This window comes from Zobellella denitrificans (assembly GCF_002407485.1).
Taxonomy (GTDB): Bacteria; Pseudomonadota; Gammaproteobacteria; order Enterobacterales; family Aeromonadaceae; genus Oceanimonas; species Oceanimonas denitrificans.
In genome coordinates this window covers 2515555-2530258 of record NZ_CP012621.1, presented here as the reverse complement: position 1 = coordinate 2530258, position 14704 = coordinate 2515555, and the positions used below count along the sequence as shown (strand labels likewise).

The window sequence follows — 14704 nt, the reverse complement described above, 5'->3', positions numbered from 1 at the left end:
GGGCTGTGAAGTCCGGCTTTGACTCGCCCCCGAGATTGGGCCAAGATGAAGGCTTTGCCGCTATTTCGGAGAGGCTGTGTTTATCTTCAAGGTGCAAGACGGGCAGGGGGGGCGGGCCGAGATCCGCATCCAGGCGCTGGACTGGAGCGAGCAGGGCGAGGTGGTTTTTTCCTGCAACAGCGATGCCCTGGCCATACTGCTCCTGTCCGGCTGTCGCTCCGGCAAGGGGTTCTTTTCACTGCTGCCGGGTACCAAGCCGATGTACGTGGAGCAGTGGCTGGAGTACCTGCAGGAAGAAGGGAAGCTCGGGCAGGTCGAGGTGGAGATCAAAACTCCCCTGGATCCCGGTTACGGTGAGCTTTGCGGCCTGGACTCGGAGCAGATAAAGACCCTGCTCGAGCTGGTTTACCGGGTCGGCGGCTTCAACCGGTTGCAGATCATGCGCTACCTCAAGCATCGGCATAATCCGTCCACCATGTCGACCCGCTACAGCCCGGAGGAGATCACGCGCTACCGTCACCTGGGGGAGCTGATCAACTACCTGCTCCGGCTTAAATCGTCAGCCCCTTGAAGGTGGCGAGGTCGCCGGGTTTGGCGACCAGGTAGCCCTGGACGCCGTCGATGTACATGCTCTCCAGCACCCGTTTTTGCTCGGCGGTTTCCACCCCCTCGGCGATCACATGGCAACCCAGGCGCTGGGCCAGATCCACTATCATGCGCACGAACTGCTGGTTGGTGCTGTCCTCTTCCAGGTGTTTCACCAACTGGGCATCGAGCTTGATGTAATCGGGCTTGACCTCTTTCAGCAGGCGGAAGGAGCCGTAACCGTGGCCGAACTTGCTCACTGCCGAGCGGGCCCCGCAACGACGGATCATCTCCAGCAGCCGCTTGCCGGCTACCAGCTGGTGTTCCAGCACGTGCTCGTCCAGCTCGAACACCAGGCTGGAGGTGATGTTCATGTCGCGTAGCAAGACCCGCTCCAGCCAGATCAGGAAGGAGTTCTGCTGCAGGCTGGCGGGGGTCAGGTTGAGTGCCCAACGCTGGGCCGGTATGTCCTTTTGTATGATCTGGCGCAGGCTCATCTCGATGATCTTCTGCTCGAACTGCATCGACATATCCAGCCGCTGCACCATGGTGAATACCGTGGTGGTGGGATAATAGCCGCCGCTGCCGTTGGGAAAGTGAGAATAAATCTCGTTGTAGCCGGGCATGCCGGGCTTGCGGATCTGCACCGGCTGTACCAGCAACTGGATCCGGTCTTCTTCCAGCATGGCCTGCAAGCGCTGGCGCCACTGACTTTCACCCAGATCCTCGTCCTCCTGGTTTTGCAATACGATGCGCCAGCCGTTGGGCTCGCCGCCCTGGGCCAGGGCCAGGGCGTAGTCGGCACGGATCAGCACCTGCTCCGGCGACTGCCCCGGCAACAGCTGGGTAAAGCCCATGTAGGCGGCGCAATCCAGCTCGTGCAACCGCTGGTAATGGTTCAAATCCTGGTGCAGCTGGGTGCCCAGGCTGTCGGCCAGGTGCTCGCACTGCCCCTTGGCCAGCACGGCGATGTCGCTGCCATTGATGCGATAGGCCCGGGCACCCAGCACCGGCTGTATGGTCTTGCGGATCAGGCGGGCAATATCCTGCAGGTACTGATCACCGGCCTGGAAACCCAGGCGGCTATTGGTATCCTGCAGCGCGCTGGCCCTGACGATCATCAGGGTGGCGGTGGCGAGCTTGTTGTCATCGGTCAGCATCAGGGTCAGGTCGCGCCGGAAGGCATAGCGGTTGCCGAGCGCGGTCAGGCTGTCCTGGTGACTCTGCTGATGGGCTTCGCCGAGTTGCTGCTGCAGGCTCTCTATCTGCTCCCTGTAGCTCTGGTGCAGGCCGACGATACCCTGCTCCACCGGATCCCGACCGCCGAGCTGATTCAGCTCCGGGTCGAGCAGGAGGGCGCGCAGATGTTGCTCTTTTTCGAGGCTTTCCCGGGTCCAGCGCAGGTAAAGGCCGCCAAACACCAGCAAGGTGGTCAGGCCCAGGGGAAGGGAGAGCAGCAGCCATTGCTGGCTGGCGGGCCGGGTATCGAGACGGTAAAACACCGGGGTCTGAGCCACGACTCGGCGATGGTTGCCCGCGGCCTGGCCAAACCACCAGGCCTGGCTGTCGCTGGCGAGCGGTTGTCCTATCGACAGCTCGGCCAGGCCCGGCAACAGGCCGGGGGTATCCTCGGCCAGTAGCTGCACGAGGTGCTCATCGATTTGCCGCTCCTGGTGGGCGAGGGCGCGATAGCTGGCCCACCAGGGAAGCAGGAGGCTCAGAAGGATTAAGATGGCGCCTGCCAAGAGCAGCACCTGGCCGAAGGGGCGAGTTTCCCGCATAACCATTATCCTTGCAAAACGGGACAACAGGGTTAATAAAAGGGGGCATCGTTAGGAACTGATGGTCATCGGCTCATCATGGGCCAAGGGAGGGGAAATAACAAGGAAATTGGCTCCTCCTGCTGGACTCGAACCAGCGACATACGGATTAACAGTCCGCCGTTCTACCGACTGAACTAAGGAGGAACAAAAACTGATGAAACTGGCTCCTCCTGCTGGACTCGAACCAGCGACATACGGATTAACAGTCCGCCGTTCTACCGACTGAACTAAGGAGGAACAAAACTGGTTAAACTGGCTCCTCCTGCTGGACTCGAACCAGCGACATACGGATTAACAGTCCGCCGTTCTACCGACTGAACTAAGGAGGAACAAAACTGGTCTAACTGGCTCCCCCTGCTGGACTCGAACCAGCGACATACGGATTAACAGTCCGCCGTTCTACCGACTGAACTAAGGGGGAAACGCATTCTTGAATGCGAGGCGCATGTTAATGTCTGCCCCCAAGGCTGTCAACACTCAAAGCCGCGTTACCAACGAAATCAGGCTGTTTGCTCTAAGAATGTGCAATGGCCGTCGATTTATGCGGCAACCCTGTGGCGGGGAAGGGGCTGCGCAGGCGCGAAGGCCTGCGAGCGCGGCCTATCCTGCCGCCAATGGCAGGCGATGGACGTAGCCGGGGCGTGGATGATTACCTTGCTGCCTTGTGGTGCTTCGATGCCCCGATATGGTGTAAAAGTAAATACCGGTTGAAGAATAATGCACCAGAACAAGACAGGCGCAGAGTAATAACACTAGCGGTGTAAAGTGTCTGTTTCATTTTACGGTTCTGGTTTTATTTGAAAATGCACACCCGGATGTCGTTGATGATATTTCAGATATGAACCTGGGAGCTTGCGAGCGGGCTGCGAATGCGGCGAGAGGGTTTACATTGCTGGAGTAAAACGCCAAGGACACGTTATTTTTGGTTTTTTGAATTGCAGTCAGTGTGCTTCTTGGTTTTTTATTCTGTAATTTATCTATTGAATAGTATTGGCTTTTAAGTGAGGCTGTTTAATGAAAAAAACGACTAAAGTTAATTTATTTGTCATAAAAATAGGCTTATAGTGGTTTGGTCAAGACGCTCAAGCTTAAATAAAAAAGTTAAAGAGAGTACGAGGATTTTGGTATTGCTTCTGGCTTGAACAAGAGGAGCCTTACCTGTGATATCGGTGTATCGCCGAATTTGATATGGCTGTAAACAAAGGAGTGGATTTGATGACTGATAAAAAAGTTGCGCTGGTGACCGGAGCCGCCGGTGGAATAGGAACAGAAGTGTGCCGTTTGTTTTTGGAAAATGGATACAAGGTTGTGGCGACACACCGTCCAGGAAAAGAACAACAGGCCACCAACTGGTTGCAGGAAGAAAACCTGGCCGACAAGGACATCCAGTTGCTGGCACTGGATGTGAGCGATCACAACGGGGTCAGCGAAGTACTGGCCGAAACCCTGCGTAAGCTGGGACATATCGATGTCCTGGTCAACAACGCCGGCATCACCCGCGATGCCACCTTCAAGAAAATGACCTTCCAGCAGTGGCAGGAAGTGATGGACACCAACCTCAACAGCCTGTTCAGCGTTACCCAACCCATATTCAATCAAATGTGTGAGCAGGGCAGCGGTCGCATCATCAATATCTCTTCCGTCAATGGCCTCAAGGGGCAATACGGTCAGGTGAACTATTCCGCCGCCAAGGCGGGCATGATCGGTTTTACCAAGGCCCTGGCCGCGGAAGGTGCGCGCTTTGGTGTCTGCGTCAATGCCGTGGCGCCCGGTTATACCGCGACCCCCATGGTGACCGCCATTCGTGAAGACGTGCTGGATTCCATCAAGGCCACCATTCCCCTCAAGCGGTTGGCTACCACCGAAGAAGTGGCCGGAGCGGTATTGTACCTGGCCGGTGAATACGGCGGTTACATTACCGGTGAAACCCTGTCGGTCAACGGCGGTCTCTATATGAAGTAAGGCCCGCTGGCCTGTTATCAACGGAGTGAGCATTATTTATGTCTGAATCTGTATATATTGTTGCGGCCAAACGCACCCCCATCGGCAGTTTCTGCGGTGCCCTGAAAACCGTTCCTGCCGCAGAGCTGGCCGGCATTGCCATCAAAGGCGCACTGGCGCAGGCCGGCCTGTCGCCGGACAAGGTCAACGAAGTGATCGTCGGCAACGTGGTGAGTGCCGGCCAGGGCATGGGCGTGGGTCGCCAGGCGGCACTGGCCGCGGGCATTCCGGCCGGAGTGCCGGCTTACACCCTGAACATGGTGTGTGGCAGCGGCATGAAGACCCTGATGGACGCCTGTGCCCATATCAAGGCGGGCGATGCCGAAGTGGTGGTGGCCGCCGGCTGTGAAAACATGTCCCAGATCCCCTTCGTGGTGAAAGGCGATCTGCGGGGCGGCAACAAGATGGGCGACATGGCCCTGTCCGACCTGCTGATCAGCGACGGCCTGACCGATGTGTTCAACAAGTACCACATGGGCGTGACCGCCGAAAACGTGGTGGCCCAGGAAAAGATCAGCCGCGACGAGCAGGATGCCCTGGCCGTGGCCAGCCAGGCCAAGGCGGTGGCGGCGATTGAAGCCGGTCACTTCAAGGCCGAGATAGTGCCGGTGGAAGTGAAAAGCCGCAAGGAAACCCTCACCGTCGACACCGACGAGTATCCCAAGGCCGGCACCACCCTCGAGACCCTGGCCAAGCTGCGCCCGGCTTTCAAGCCTGATGGCTCGGTCACGGCGGGCAACGCCTCCGGCATCAACGACGGCGGCAGCGCCATTATCGTGGCCAGCAAGTCGGCCGTGGAGAAATACGGCCTGACTCCCTTGGCGGAAGTGGTCAGCTATGGCCAGGGCGGTATCGACCCCGAGATCATGGGGCTGGGCCCGGTGCCGGCTATCGACCAGGCGCTGTCCCGCGGCGGCCTCAAGCTCGAGCAGATGGAGCGCCTGGAGCTCAACGAAGCCTTCGCCGGCCAGGCGCTGGGCGTGGTCAGACAGCTTTCCGGCAAATACGACATCGCCGAGCAGGCGCTGCTGGAGAAGACCAACATGAACGGCGGCGCCATCGCCCTGGGTCATCCGCTGGGTGCTTCGGGCAACCGCATCCTGGTTACCCTGCTGTATGAGCTGCAGCGCAGCGGTTCCACCCTGGGGCTGGCGTCCCTGTGCGTGGGCGGTGGCATGGGCACCGCAGTAGTACTGAAACGGGTCTGAGGCAAGACGCCGCCCGAATAACAACGATTTACTTTCCCTTTAAGGAACTGGTTATGTACACCGATATTTTCAAAAGCTTTAACGATCAAACCGAAAAGGCCTTCGGCCCCCTGATGAAATACAACCAGCTGGTGGCCAAGAACTTCACCGATCTGACCAACCTCCAGCTTGAAGCCGCCCGCCAGTATGCCGATATCGGCCTGGCCCAGCTGCAGGCCAACAGCCAGGTCAAGGACGTGCAGAGCCTGGTCAGCTGTGGCGCCAAGCAACTGGAAACCATGACCCGCATCAGCCAGCAGATGATCGAAGACGGCAAGAAGCTGGCCGACCTGGCCCAGGAGTTCAAGGCCGGCCTCGATGCCCTGGCCGCAGACGCCCAGAAAAAATAACCGTCTGGGATGGCCTAGCCCGTCGGGGATATAGATACAGCCAGGGAAGGGGCTCTCAGGGCTCCTTCCCGTTGTCGTTGCCGTATTTCCCTGCTCTTGCGGGCGCTATCTCAATCAGGGAGGGACAATGCAGCAAGATATGTATAACGGTACCGATCCCATACGTCAGTTCTTTCAGTGGAATGAGACCATGTGGTCGGACATGCAACGTGCCAGCCTGGGAGACAACCCGGTGACCCAGGCGTTATCGGAAGTCAATGCCCAGGATCTGAAGACCTTTTATGACGCGGTCTCGACCAACCCGATGCGGCTGCTCGACCTGCAGATGCAGTGGTGGCAGGGCCAGCTGGCCATCTGCCAGAACAGCATGGTCAAGACGCTGGACAAGGATGCCGTCAGCCTGATCCAGGATCCGCCCGGCGAGCGGCGCTTTCAGCATAAATCCTGGCGGGAGGATCCCCACTTCGACTTTATGCGCCAGTCCTACCTGCATTTCGCCAAGTCCTTGGCCAATATGCTGGACGTGGTGGAAGGTCTGCCCGAGCCGGTGCGCCAGCGGCTGCACTTTTTCTTTCGCCAGACCATCAACGCCCTGTCGCCCACCAACTTTATCTGGAGCAACCCCGAACTGTTGCACCGGACCCTGGAGGAAAAGGGAGCCAACCTGGTCAAGGGCATCGAGTTGTTCCAGGAAGACCTGGCCGCCAGCGCCAACCTGCTCAAGATCCGCATGACCCGGCAGTCCGCCTTTACCCTGGGCCAGGATCTGGCCACCACCCCCGGCGAGGTGGTGTTCAGGAACGACATCTTCGAGCTAATCCAGTACCAGGCCAGCACCGAGACGGTGCACCAGACTCCGTTGCTGGTGGTGCCGCCCTTTATCAACAAGTTCTACATCCTGGATCTCAAGGAGCAGAACTCCCTGGTGCGCTGGCTCAGGGATCAGGGCCATACGGTCTTTATCATGTCCTGGCGCAATCCGGGCAAGGAGCAGGCCAGCATCGGCTTCCAGGATCTGATCCACTCCGGCACCATGGAAGCGATCCGGGTGATCGAGCAGATCACCGGCGAGAAGGAAGTGAACGCCATCGGCTACTGCATCGGTGGTACCCTGCTGGCTTCCACCATGGCCCTGTACGCGGCCCGGCGGATGAAGCCCAGGGTCAAGAGCGCGACCTTCCTGACCACCCTGCTGGACTTCACCCAGCCGGGAGAGGTGGGGGTCTTCATCAACGAGCCCGTGGTCGGCGCCATGGAGCAGATGAACGATGCCCAGGGTTTCTTCGATGGCCGGCAGATGGCGGTGACCTTCAGCCTGCTGCGGGAAAACAGCCTGTACTGGAACTATTACATCGACAACTACCTGAAAGGCGAAGAGCCGGCGGATTTCGATATCCTGTACTGGAACAGCGACAGCACCAACCTGAGCGCCACCTGCGCCAGTTTCCTGCTGCGGGAGCTGTACCTGAACAACCGGCTGAGCCGGGCCGGCGAGGTGAAGGTGGGCAACTTCGGCATCGACCTGTCCAAGGTGAAGACGCCCAGCTATTTCCTCTCCACCAAGGAAGATCATATCGCCCTGTGGGATGCGACTTTCATGGGGTCCAGACTGCTCGGCAGTGAGACCACCCTGGTGCTTGGCGAGTCAGGGCATGTGGCCGGTGTGGTCAACCCGCCGAACAAGAACAAGTACGGCTACTGGCTGAGCGATGCCCCTTTCGAGAGTGCAGAGCAATGGCTGGCGTCCGCCAGGCGGGAAGGCGGCTCCTGGTGGCCGCACTGGCAGCAGTGGGTGACGCCCTACCTGGGTGAGCAGCCGGTGCCGGCGCGGGCGGTGGGCAGTGCCGAGTGCCCGGGCCTGATGCCGGCGCCGGGCCGCTATGTGCAGCAGGCGCTGCCGATAGAAGACTGAGCCTCTCAAGCCGCCTGCGGGCGGCTTTATTGATGGTAAAGCCGGTTATTCCGGCTCTGGCTATTGAGCCCCGGGCGGAGATCATGGATCATGAGCGTTTGATTATGCTATCCCCACACTCGAGGTGCATGAATGAGTCAGGCGGACCATCGTCCCAGCAATTTTATTCGCCAAATCATCGATGAAGATTTGGCCAGCGGCAAACATCAGTCGGTACAGACCCGTTTCCCGCCAGAGCCGAATGGCTATTTGCACATCGGCCATGCCAAGTCCATTTGTCTCAACTTCGGGATCGCCCAGGACTACCAGGGACAGTGCAACCTGCGTTTCGACGACACCAACCCGGAGAAGGAAAGCGTCGAATACGTCGAGTCCATCAAGCGCGATGTGCACTGGCTCGGCTTCGAATGGAGTGGCGATGTCCGTTATTCCTCCGACTATTTCGACCGGCTGCACGGCTACGCGGTGGAGCTTATCGAGAAGGGCCTGGCCTATGTGGACGAGCTGGCGCCGGAGCAGATCCGCGAATACCGTGGCACCCTGACCACGCCGGGACGCAACAGTCCTTACCGGGACAGGCCGGTGGACGAAAACCTGGCCCTGTTCGCCCGCATGCGCAACGGCGAGTTCAAGGAAGGTGAAGCCTGTCTGCGCGCCAAGATAGACATGGCCTCGCCTTTTATGGTGATGCGCGATCCCGTCTTGTACCGGGTACGCTTTGCCCACCATCACCAGACCGGGGACAAGTGGTGCATCTATCCCATGTACGACTTTACCCATTGCATCTCCGATGCCATCGAAGGCATCACCCATTCGCTCTGTACCCTGGAGTTCCAGGACAACCGCCGCCTGTACGACTGGGTGCTCGACAACATCAGCATCGACTGCCATCCGCGCCAGTACGAGTTTTCCCGGCTCAACCTGGAATACACCGTGATGTCCAAGCGCAAGCTGAACCAGCTGGTGACCGACGGTCACGTGGAAGGCTGGGATGATCCGCGCATGCCCACCATCTCCGGTCTGCGCCGCCGCGGTTATACCCCGGCCTCCATCCGTGAATTCTGCCAGCGCATCGGTGTGACCAAACAGGACAACACCGTCGAGATGAGCATGCTGGAAGCCTGCATCCGCGACGATCTCAACGAGAACGCGCCGCGGGCCATGGCGGTGCTGCGTCCGCTACGGCTGGTGATCGAAAACCTAGCCGAGGATCACCTGGAAACCCTGAGTGCGCCCAATCACCCGAACAAGCCCGAGATGGGCAACCGGGAGCTGCCCTTCACGCGCGAGCTGTTCATCGACGAGGCGGATTTCCGGGAGGAGGCCAACAAGAAGTACAAGCGGCTGGTGCTGGGCAAGGAAGTGCGACTGCGCAACGCCTATGTGATCAAGGCCGAGCGGGTGGAGAAGGATGCCGATGGCCGCATCACCACCCTCTACTGCAGCTACGACCCCGATACCCTGGGCAAGGATCCGGCCGATGGCCGCAAGGTCAAGGGCGTGATCCACTGGGTCTCCGCCAGTCATGGCGTGCCCGCCGAGGTGCGGATCTACGATCGGCTGTTCAGCGTGCCCAACCCGGGAGCGGCGGAGTCCTTCGAGCAGGCGCTGAACCCGCATTCCCTGCTGGTGCTGAAGGACGCCGTGGTGGAACCCTCCCTGGCACGGGCCGAACCGGAAAAGGCACTCCAGTTCGAGCGGGAAGGCTACTTCTGCCGGGACAACAAGGCCGAGGGGCTGGTGTTCAACCTGACCGTCGCCCTGCGTGATTCCTGGGGCAAGGAAGAGGGCTGAGCCCGCAGGGGCCGTCACCGGCGGCCCCTTGTCATCCAATAAAAAGCCGCGACCCGGTCGCGGCTTTTTGGTGTCTGGCGGACGACCAGTGGGGCCTCAGTCGTCGTTGTGGTTGCACTGCTCGTTGGTGCAATGGCCGTATAAATACAGGCTGTGGTTGGTGAGCTTGATATTGTACTGACTGGCGATATCACGCTGGCGCTGCTCGATGATCTCGTCGTGGAACTCGATGACCTTGCCACAGTCCAGGCATACCAGATGGTCATGGTGCTCCTGGGTAGCCAGCTCGAACACCGACTTGCCGCCCTCGAAATGGTGACGGGTAACGATACCGGCATCGTCGAATTGGTTCAGAACCCGGTAGACGGTCGCCAGGCCGATTTCTTCCCCTTGGTCGATCAGCAGCTTATACAGATCTTCCGCACTGACATGCTGGGTTTCCGGTTGTTGCAGCAGCTCGAGTATCTTCACTCGCGGTAGCGTCACCTTGAGCCCTGCTTTTTTCAGTGCTTGATTGTTGTCAGCCATAAAAATAAAGGTTCGCATTTCGTTTGGGTATTGCTTTTATTGTGCTTCTTCCCGCCCCTGATGGCAACCTCAATCTGGCCTGCGGGCGAATGGCCAGGATCCCGGCGAGAGGGCTGACAAGGATGATGCGTCTTTGTTAGTATCGGCTTCAATGTTAACTGGTCTGATGAGTTTATGAGGCTGATATTTTCTCGCCCCTGGCTATTGCGCCGCCTGTTGAACGGCTGGCCCCCCTTCTGGGGGGCGGGGATCCGCATCGAGCGGCTCAGCACCGACTACAGCTACTGCCGGGTGGGGCTGGTGCTGCGCTGGTGGAACAAAAACGCCAACCGTACCCAGTATGGGGGTAGCCTGTTCTCGATGACGGATCCGGTCTATGCCATGATGCTGATGGCGGTGCTGGGGCAGGACTACCATGTATGGGACAGGGCGGCCAAGATCACTTTCCTCAAACCGGGTCGGGGGCGGGTCTACGCCGATGTCCATCTGAGTCGCGAACGAGTGGACGAGATCCTTCGTGCCACCGAGCAGGGTGAAAAATACTTCCCCCATTTCCGGATCAATATCCTGGACGAACGGGGAGAACTCATCGCCGAGGTGGAGCGGACCCTCTATGTGCGCAAAAAACGAGCAAACAAACGTTAAATCATGACGTTAAGCAAAAATTCCTAATGTCATGGTCTATAAAATAATTTGCGATAAGCAGGGAACTTCGTCCATACTTATGGCGCCTAATGTGGTCTTTTTGACTCCCAAAAAAAACAAGGAGCAGGTAATGCGTAATAAAATGATGTTAGTAGGTGGTGTTGTTAGTGCTCTGTTGCTGGCTGGCTGTAGCTCTACTACCGCTCTGGAAAGCAAGCTGGATAGCCTGGCCCAGGACGTACAGGCCGTACAACAAGGCCAGCAAATGAACTCTGCCAAGATCGACCGTCTGGCCGCCGACGTTGCCGAAGCTCGCGCTTCTGCCGACCGCGCCAACTCTCGTCTGGATCAGATGGGCCGTTACACCAAGTAACATTGGTTGCACGGAAAAAAGCCTGGCCACTGGTCAGGCTTTTTTGTTTCTGGCGCCGGGCCCGTCGTTCCAAAAGATAGGCTTGGCCATTTATCCGCTTGTTTTCCTGGTCGGTGGATAAATCTTCCCTCCCACACACAGCCAGGCAATGCTGGCGGTGTTTGTCGCATGATACCCATGGCAGTTTTCCCCGCGCATCGTTATTGTTATGTCTAGTATCGATCACAAATGAGTCTAAATAACGGTTCTGAATGGTCGGTGTAGCACCATTAGGATCGGTTAGTTAGGTGTGGTTTAAGCTCAGTGCCAAGAGGATCCTGGACAGATGGAGGTGCCGATGGAGTGGAGCCGGTCATTGCCCCTGTGGGGTGCCGGGATACTGTTTATGCTGCTGGTCTTGCCCTGGTGCCTGGTCTGGCATTACCGGCAGGCCTGGCGAGGCGCCCGGCAGCGACGGCGCTGGCAGGAGGAGCGGGCTTCCCTGGCCCTGGCCGGTGCCGGCCTGGGGGTGTGGGAGTGGCGGCCGGAAGCGCGGCAACTGTACTGGAGCCCGGCGGTGTTCGGTTTTTATGGGCTGGAGGCGAGGGCGGAGGTCACGCTGGAACAATGGCTGGCCTGTCTGGCGCCGGAGCAGGCGGCGGCATTGAACCGCTGGCTGGGGCAGTGCCGGCCGGACGCCTCCGGGACCGAGCTGACGCTGACACTGCCGCGGGGAGGACGGCTCCGGCTGACCGGAACCTGGCTCAATGAGCACCGCCAGTGGCGGCTGGTGGGGATGCAGCAGGATATTACCCATGCGGATACCGAACTCAGGCGCATGTCCCGCCAGGCATACCTGGACAGGCTGACCGGCCTGCCCAACCGCAACGCCCTGCTGGGCGAGCTGGAGCAGCGATGCCGTGAATCCCAGCCGGGCGTCCTGGTGTTCCTCGACCTGGACGGTTTCAAGGCGGTGAACGATCGGCATGGCCATGAGGTGGGTGATGCCCTGCTGCTGGCGGTGGCGGAGCGCCTCAGCCATACCCTGCGGTTATGCGATCGGATCTATCGCCTCGGGGGGGATGAGTTCGTGATCTGGCTGCAACTGGATACACCGGACGATATCCGGTCGGCGGAGCGGGTGGCCGGGCTCGTCATCCGCAGGCTCGGTACCCCTTTCCAGCTGGCACAGGTGCAGTGCCGCATCTCCTCCAGCCTGGGACTGGCGCGCTACCCGGCGGATGGCGACCAGCCCGGGGTCCTGCTGAACCTGGCGGATCAGGCCATGTACCAGGCCAAAAGGTCGGGCAAGGGCTGCTTTGTCTGGGCCGGGGAATCCGTGCGGGAGATCACGGCATCCCATCTCGGCACATAAAAATCACTTGGAGTTGACTTGAATCAAGGAAAAGTTAATCTAGACTCAAATTGAACAATAAATAGAGCACTCTTTCAGGGAGAAGAATTATGAGTGTTTTAATCCGGTTCTGGAGTTATCTCAAGTTTCAATCGCTTCGTTTTATCAAGGAGGATAAGGCGGCCAGCGGTATCGAATATGTCTTGATAGCGGTTATGGTGGCCGTGGCCATAGCAGCGGTTTCTCCTGATATACGCACCGAGGTCGGGCTCGTCATGCAGGATGTACTGTCGGCGATCAAAGGTGATGCGATAGCGAGTAGCGAGTGAACCCTAGCGAAACAGTGCCTTGACCATGTTTTTGGCGATTTTTCTGTTTCTCGTCTGGTTTGCTGTCGTTGATGTTCGAAAGGGGAAAGTCGCCAATTTACTTGTTTGTTATTTGTTATTGTTTGTTGTTGTTTTGGGTGCTTCCGGCGCGCTTCCTTTTTTTGATTTGATAGATAACCGTTATCGTTTCGTTTTATTGGTTGTTGCATTGCTTCTTGGCTTTTTGGGCAATGTGTTCGGCGCGGCCGATATTAAAATTATATTGATTTTGGCGCTGGTGATTCCCTTCGACCCCTTGTTGCATGCCCTGATGATCGCCTTTTCCACCCTGGCTATCTGGTGGCTGCTGTGGGACAGGCGACGCCGGGAATATCCATTTATCCCTTTTCTGACTCTGGGGTTTGGGTTATCGCTATGGATGCACGGGATCTTGCTCTAGCCAATACCGATATCAAAAGCAGCCGGGGGGCGGCGGGGATTGAAGCCATACTGATCCTCCCCGTCATCTTCATGCTGTTTTACGCCATCGCCACCTACGGCATGATTTTCTACACCCAGCACCTGCTCAACCATATTGCGGCGGAAGCCCTGCGGCGCGGGGTCTCCTACGTGAATGAACAATGCCTGGTGTCCGGTACCAGCGGTTGCGGCCAGGCCGAGCTGGCCGCACAGGTCCGCAGCAATACCGAAGCCCTGTTCCGGGATTTTCTGTCCAATCCCGAGCGGATTTTCGGCAGGGAGAGGGCGGCGGCCCTGACCGTGGACATCGACGAGGCCGAGTGCTGCCGGCTGACCCTGAGCTACAACTATCGCGATTATCCCTTTATTCCCCCCTTGCTGCCGGTGCCGGAGGTGATCCAGACCCATGCCAGACTGACCTTCTGAAAACAGCCTGCGGCGAGGCCGCACCCTGCAACAAGGAGTCGTTATGAAAGGAAAAGGTCTGTATCTGCTCGCCTTTGCCCTGCTCGGACTGGCACTGCTGCTCGGCGCCTACAGCCTGCGTCAGGGGCAAGTACCGCCAGAGCCGGAAAAGGTGGCCGCTTTGCCTCCCCCGCCCGAGCAGCACAGGGTATGGGTTTTCCGCGAGCCGGTGGAGGCGGGGGCCGTGCTGACGGCCGCCATGCTGGAGCAGCAGGGCCGCCCCGGGCCGGCGCCGGGGATGCCGGTCGAGCCCAGGGGGCTGCTGGGGCGGGTCCTGCTGGAGCCGGTGATGGCCGGGGTGGACCTGGATGAGAGCCTGCTGGTGGCGCCTCGCCCCTTGCTCGACGCCCTGCCGGCGGGCTACCGGGCCCTGGCGCTGAAGGTGGACGAGGTAACGGCGGTGGGGGGCCATCTCAACACCGGCGATCGGGTGGATGTTATCTATTACCTCAAGGCCAACCGGGAGAGCGGCCAGGAGTCCACCGCCCGCCGCCTGCTGGCCGATGTGGCCGTGCTGGCCTACGGGGCCGAGCTGATCGGCCAGGCCCAGGACAAACCCGAGCAACGCCAGGAAAGGGCCCGTTCCGTGGTGCTGGCGGTGCCGGAGCAACAGGTGGCCGCCTTGCTGCTGGCGGAAAGTACCGGCAGCCTGCGGCTGGCGGTGCTGGGCCGGCGGGAGGAGGTGCAGCCGAGCAAGGCGGCGGTGCCGGTCAGCCTGAAGGCGCTGGCCGGCGTAGAGCGGACCCCGTCGCCGGCCGCGCCGGCTCCCCGGCTGGCGAAACAGGCGCCGGGGCAGCGGGTCGAGGTGTTTTACGGGGAACAGAAAGCCGTGGTGACAACGGCGCGCTAGGGAGTCGGGC

General features: G+C 59.3%; 15 protein-coding genes and 4 tRNA genes. 13 read left to right on the top strand and 6 right to left on the bottom strand.

Translation table 11 applies throughout. From position 1 onward, the window contains the following. Nucleotides 1-76 precede the first annotated feature (76 nt). Nucleotides 77-571 (top strand): hypothetical protein, encoded by a 495-nt coding sequence (locus AN401_RS12090; RefSeq protein WP_094038666.1) that lies wholly within the window; start codon nt 77-79, stop codon nt 569-571. Here the strand turns inward: AN401_RS12090 and AN401_RS12085 are convergent. From AN401_RS12085 to AN401_RS12065, 5 genes are all read right to left on the bottom strand, one after another. Continuing rightward, nucleotides 552-2366 (bottom strand): EAL domain-containing protein, encoded by a 1815-nt coding sequence (locus AN401_RS12085; RefSeq protein WP_096779498.1) that lies wholly within the window; start codon nt 2364-2366, stop codon nt 552-554. The genes AN401_RS12090 and AN401_RS12085 overlap by 20 nt on opposite strands. Nucleotides 2367-2476: 110 nt before the next feature. Next, nucleotides 2477-2552: transfer RNA gene (locus AN401_RS12080), tRNA-Asn, on the bottom strand. Between the two features lie 17 nt (nt 2553-2569). Further along, nucleotides 2570-2645, bottom strand: a tRNA-Asn gene (locus tag AN401_RS12075). 16 nt (nt 2646-2661) lie between these two features. Beyond that, nucleotides 2662-2737 (bottom strand) — tRNA-Asn (locus AN401_RS12070). Between the two features lie 16 nt (nt 2738-2753). Next, nucleotides 2754-2829, bottom strand: a tRNA-Asn gene (locus tag AN401_RS12065). Between the two features lie 794 nt (nt 2830-3623). On the opposite strand from AN401_RS12065, the gene phbB reads away from it, so the two are divergent. The 5 genes from phbB (at nt 3624) to glnS (ending at nt 9712) form a co-directional block, all read left to right on the top strand. Beyond that, nucleotides 3624-4370, top strand: coding sequence for an acetoacetyl-CoA reductase (phbB, locus tag AN401_RS12060; protein WP_094038664.1), 747 nt, complete (start codon nt 3624-3626; stop codon nt 4368-4370). Nucleotides 4371-4408: 38 nt separating this feature from the next. After that, nucleotides 4409-5617, top strand: coding sequence for an acetyl-CoA C-acetyltransferase (locus tag AN401_RS12055; protein WP_094038663.1), 1209 nt, complete (start codon nt 4409-4411; stop codon nt 5615-5617). 53 nt (nt 5618-5670) lie between these two features. Further along, entirely contained in the window at nt 5671-6006 is a 336-nt protein-coding gene (locus tag AN401_RS12050; RefSeq protein ID WP_094038662.1) for a phasin family protein, read from the top strand. A gap of 127 nt (nt 6007-6133) precedes the next feature. Beyond that, nucleotides 6134-7918: a class I poly(R)-hydroxyalkanoic acid synthase gene (gene phaC / locus AN401_RS12045; protein WP_096779497.1), complete on the top strand. Its 1785-nt coding sequence runs from the start codon at nt 6134-6136 to the stop codon at nt 7916-7918. 132 nt (nt 7919-8050) lie between these two features. Further along, entirely contained in the window at nt 8051-9712 is a 1662-nt protein-coding gene (gene glnS, locus AN401_RS12040; RefSeq protein ID WP_096779496.1) for a glutamine--tRNA ligase, read from the top strand. Between the two features lie 96 nt (nt 9713-9808). Here glnS and fur read toward each other — a convergent pair whose 3' ends face one another. Next, nucleotides 9809-10240, bottom strand: a complete 432-nt coding sequence (gene fur / locus AN401_RS12035; RefSeq protein WP_094038680.1) for a ferric iron uptake transcriptional regulator — start codon at nt 10238-10240, stop codon at nt 9809-9811. A gap of 174 nt (nt 10241-10414) precedes the next feature. On the opposite strand from fur, the gene AN401_RS12030 reads away from it, so the two are divergent. From AN401_RS12030 to cpaB, 7 genes are all read left to right on the top strand, one after another. Next, on the top strand, nt 10415-10885 hold the full coding sequence (locus AN401_RS12030) for a DUF4442 domain-containing protein (protein WP_096779495.1): 471 nt from the start codon (nt 10415-10417) through the stop codon (nt 10883-10885). A 130-nt stretch (nt 10886-11015) separates the two neighbouring features. Continuing rightward, on the top strand, nt 11016-11258 hold the full coding sequence (locus tag AN401_RS12025) for an LPP leucine zipper domain-containing protein (RefSeq protein ID WP_094038658.1): 243 nt from the start codon (nt 11016-11018) through the stop codon (nt 11256-11258). A 325-nt stretch (nt 11259-11583) separates the two neighbouring features. Beyond that, a complete protein-coding gene (locus tag AN401_RS12020; protein WP_096779494.1) occupies nt 11584-12612 on the top strand; it encodes a GGDEF domain-containing protein in 1029 nt (342 codons plus the stop codon). Nucleotides 12613-12701: 89 nt separating this feature from the next. Further along, nucleotides 12702-12920: a Flp family type IVb pilin gene (locus AN401_RS12015; RefSeq protein ID WP_096779493.1), complete on the top strand. Its 219-nt coding sequence runs from the start codon at nt 12702-12704 to the stop codon at nt 12918-12920. Between the two features lie 25 nt (nt 12921-12945). After that, nucleotides 12946-13359, top strand: coding sequence for a prepilin peptidase (locus tag AN401_RS12010; protein WP_096779492.1), 414 nt, complete (start codon nt 12946-12948; stop codon nt 13357-13359). Continuing rightward, the gene (locus tag AN401_RS12005) at nt 13335-13805 is read left to right on the top strand and encodes a TadE family protein (protein WP_096779491.1); all 471 of its coding nucleotides are present in this window, start codon (nt 13335-13337) and stop codon (nt 13803-13805) included. The genes AN401_RS12010 and AN401_RS12005 overlap by 25 nt, the downstream gene beginning before the upstream one ends. A 43-nt stretch (nt 13806-13848) precedes the next feature. Continuing rightward, entirely contained in the window at nt 13849-14694 is an 846-nt protein-coding gene (gene cpaB / locus AN401_RS12000; RefSeq protein WP_096779490.1) for a Flp pilus assembly protein CpaB, read from the top strand. Nucleotides 14695-14704 lie beyond the last annotated feature (10 nt).

Excerpts from the sequence above, each read along its gene's own strand:
- AN401_RS12085 (WP_096779498.1), bottom strand. The coding sequence starts at position 2,366 with ATGCGGGAAACTCGCCCCTTCGGCCAGGTGCTGCTCTTGGCAGGCGCC.
- phbB (WP_094038664.1), top strand. The coding sequence starts at position 3,624 with ATGACTGATAAAAAAGTTGCGCTGGTGACCGGAGCCGCCGGTGGAATA.
- AN401_RS12055 (WP_094038663.1), top strand. The coding sequence starts at position 4,409 with ATGTCTGAATCTGTATATATTGTTGCGGCCAAACGCACCCCCATCGGC.
- AN401_RS12050 (WP_094038662.1), top strand. The coding sequence starts at position 5,671 with ATGTACACCGATATTTTCAAAAGCTTTAACGATCAAACCGAAAAGGCC.
- phaC (WP_096779497.1), top strand. The coding sequence starts at position 6,134 with ATGCAGCAAGATATGTATAACGGTACCGATCCCATACGTCAGTTCTTT.
- glnS (WP_096779496.1), top strand. The coding sequence starts at position 8,051 with ATGAGTCAGGCGGACCATCGTCCCAGCAATTTTATTCGCCAAATCATC.
- fur (WP_094038680.1), bottom strand. The coding sequence starts at position 10,240 with ATGGCTGACAACAATCAAGCACTGAAAAAAGCAGGGCTCAAGGTGACG.
- AN401_RS12030 (WP_096779495.1), top strand. The coding sequence starts at position 10,415 with ATGAGGCTGATATTTTCTCGCCCCTGGCTATTGCGCCGCCTGTTGAAC.
- AN401_RS12025 (WP_094038658.1), top strand. The coding sequence starts at position 11,016 with ATGCGTAATAAAATGATGTTAGTAGGTGGTGTTGTTAGTGCTCTGTTG.
- AN401_RS12020 (WP_096779494.1), top strand. The coding sequence starts at position 11,584 with ATGGAGGTGCCGATGGAGTGGAGCCGGTCATTGCCCCTGTGGGGTGCC.
- AN401_RS12015 (WP_096779493.1), top strand. The coding sequence starts at position 12,702 with ATGAGTGTTTTAATCCGGTTCTGGAGTTATCTCAAGTTTCAATCGCTT.
- AN401_RS12010 (WP_096779492.1), top strand. The coding sequence starts at position 12,946 with ATGTTTTTGGCGATTTTTCTGTTTCTCGTCTGGTTTGCTGTCGTTGAT.
- AN401_RS12005 (WP_096779491.1), top strand. The coding sequence starts at position 13,335 with ATGGATGCACGGGATCTTGCTCTAGCCAATACCGATATCAAAAGCAGC.
- cpaB (WP_096779490.1), top strand. The coding sequence starts at position 13,849 with ATGAAAGGAAAAGGTCTGTATCTGCTCGCCTTTGCCCTGCTCGGACTG.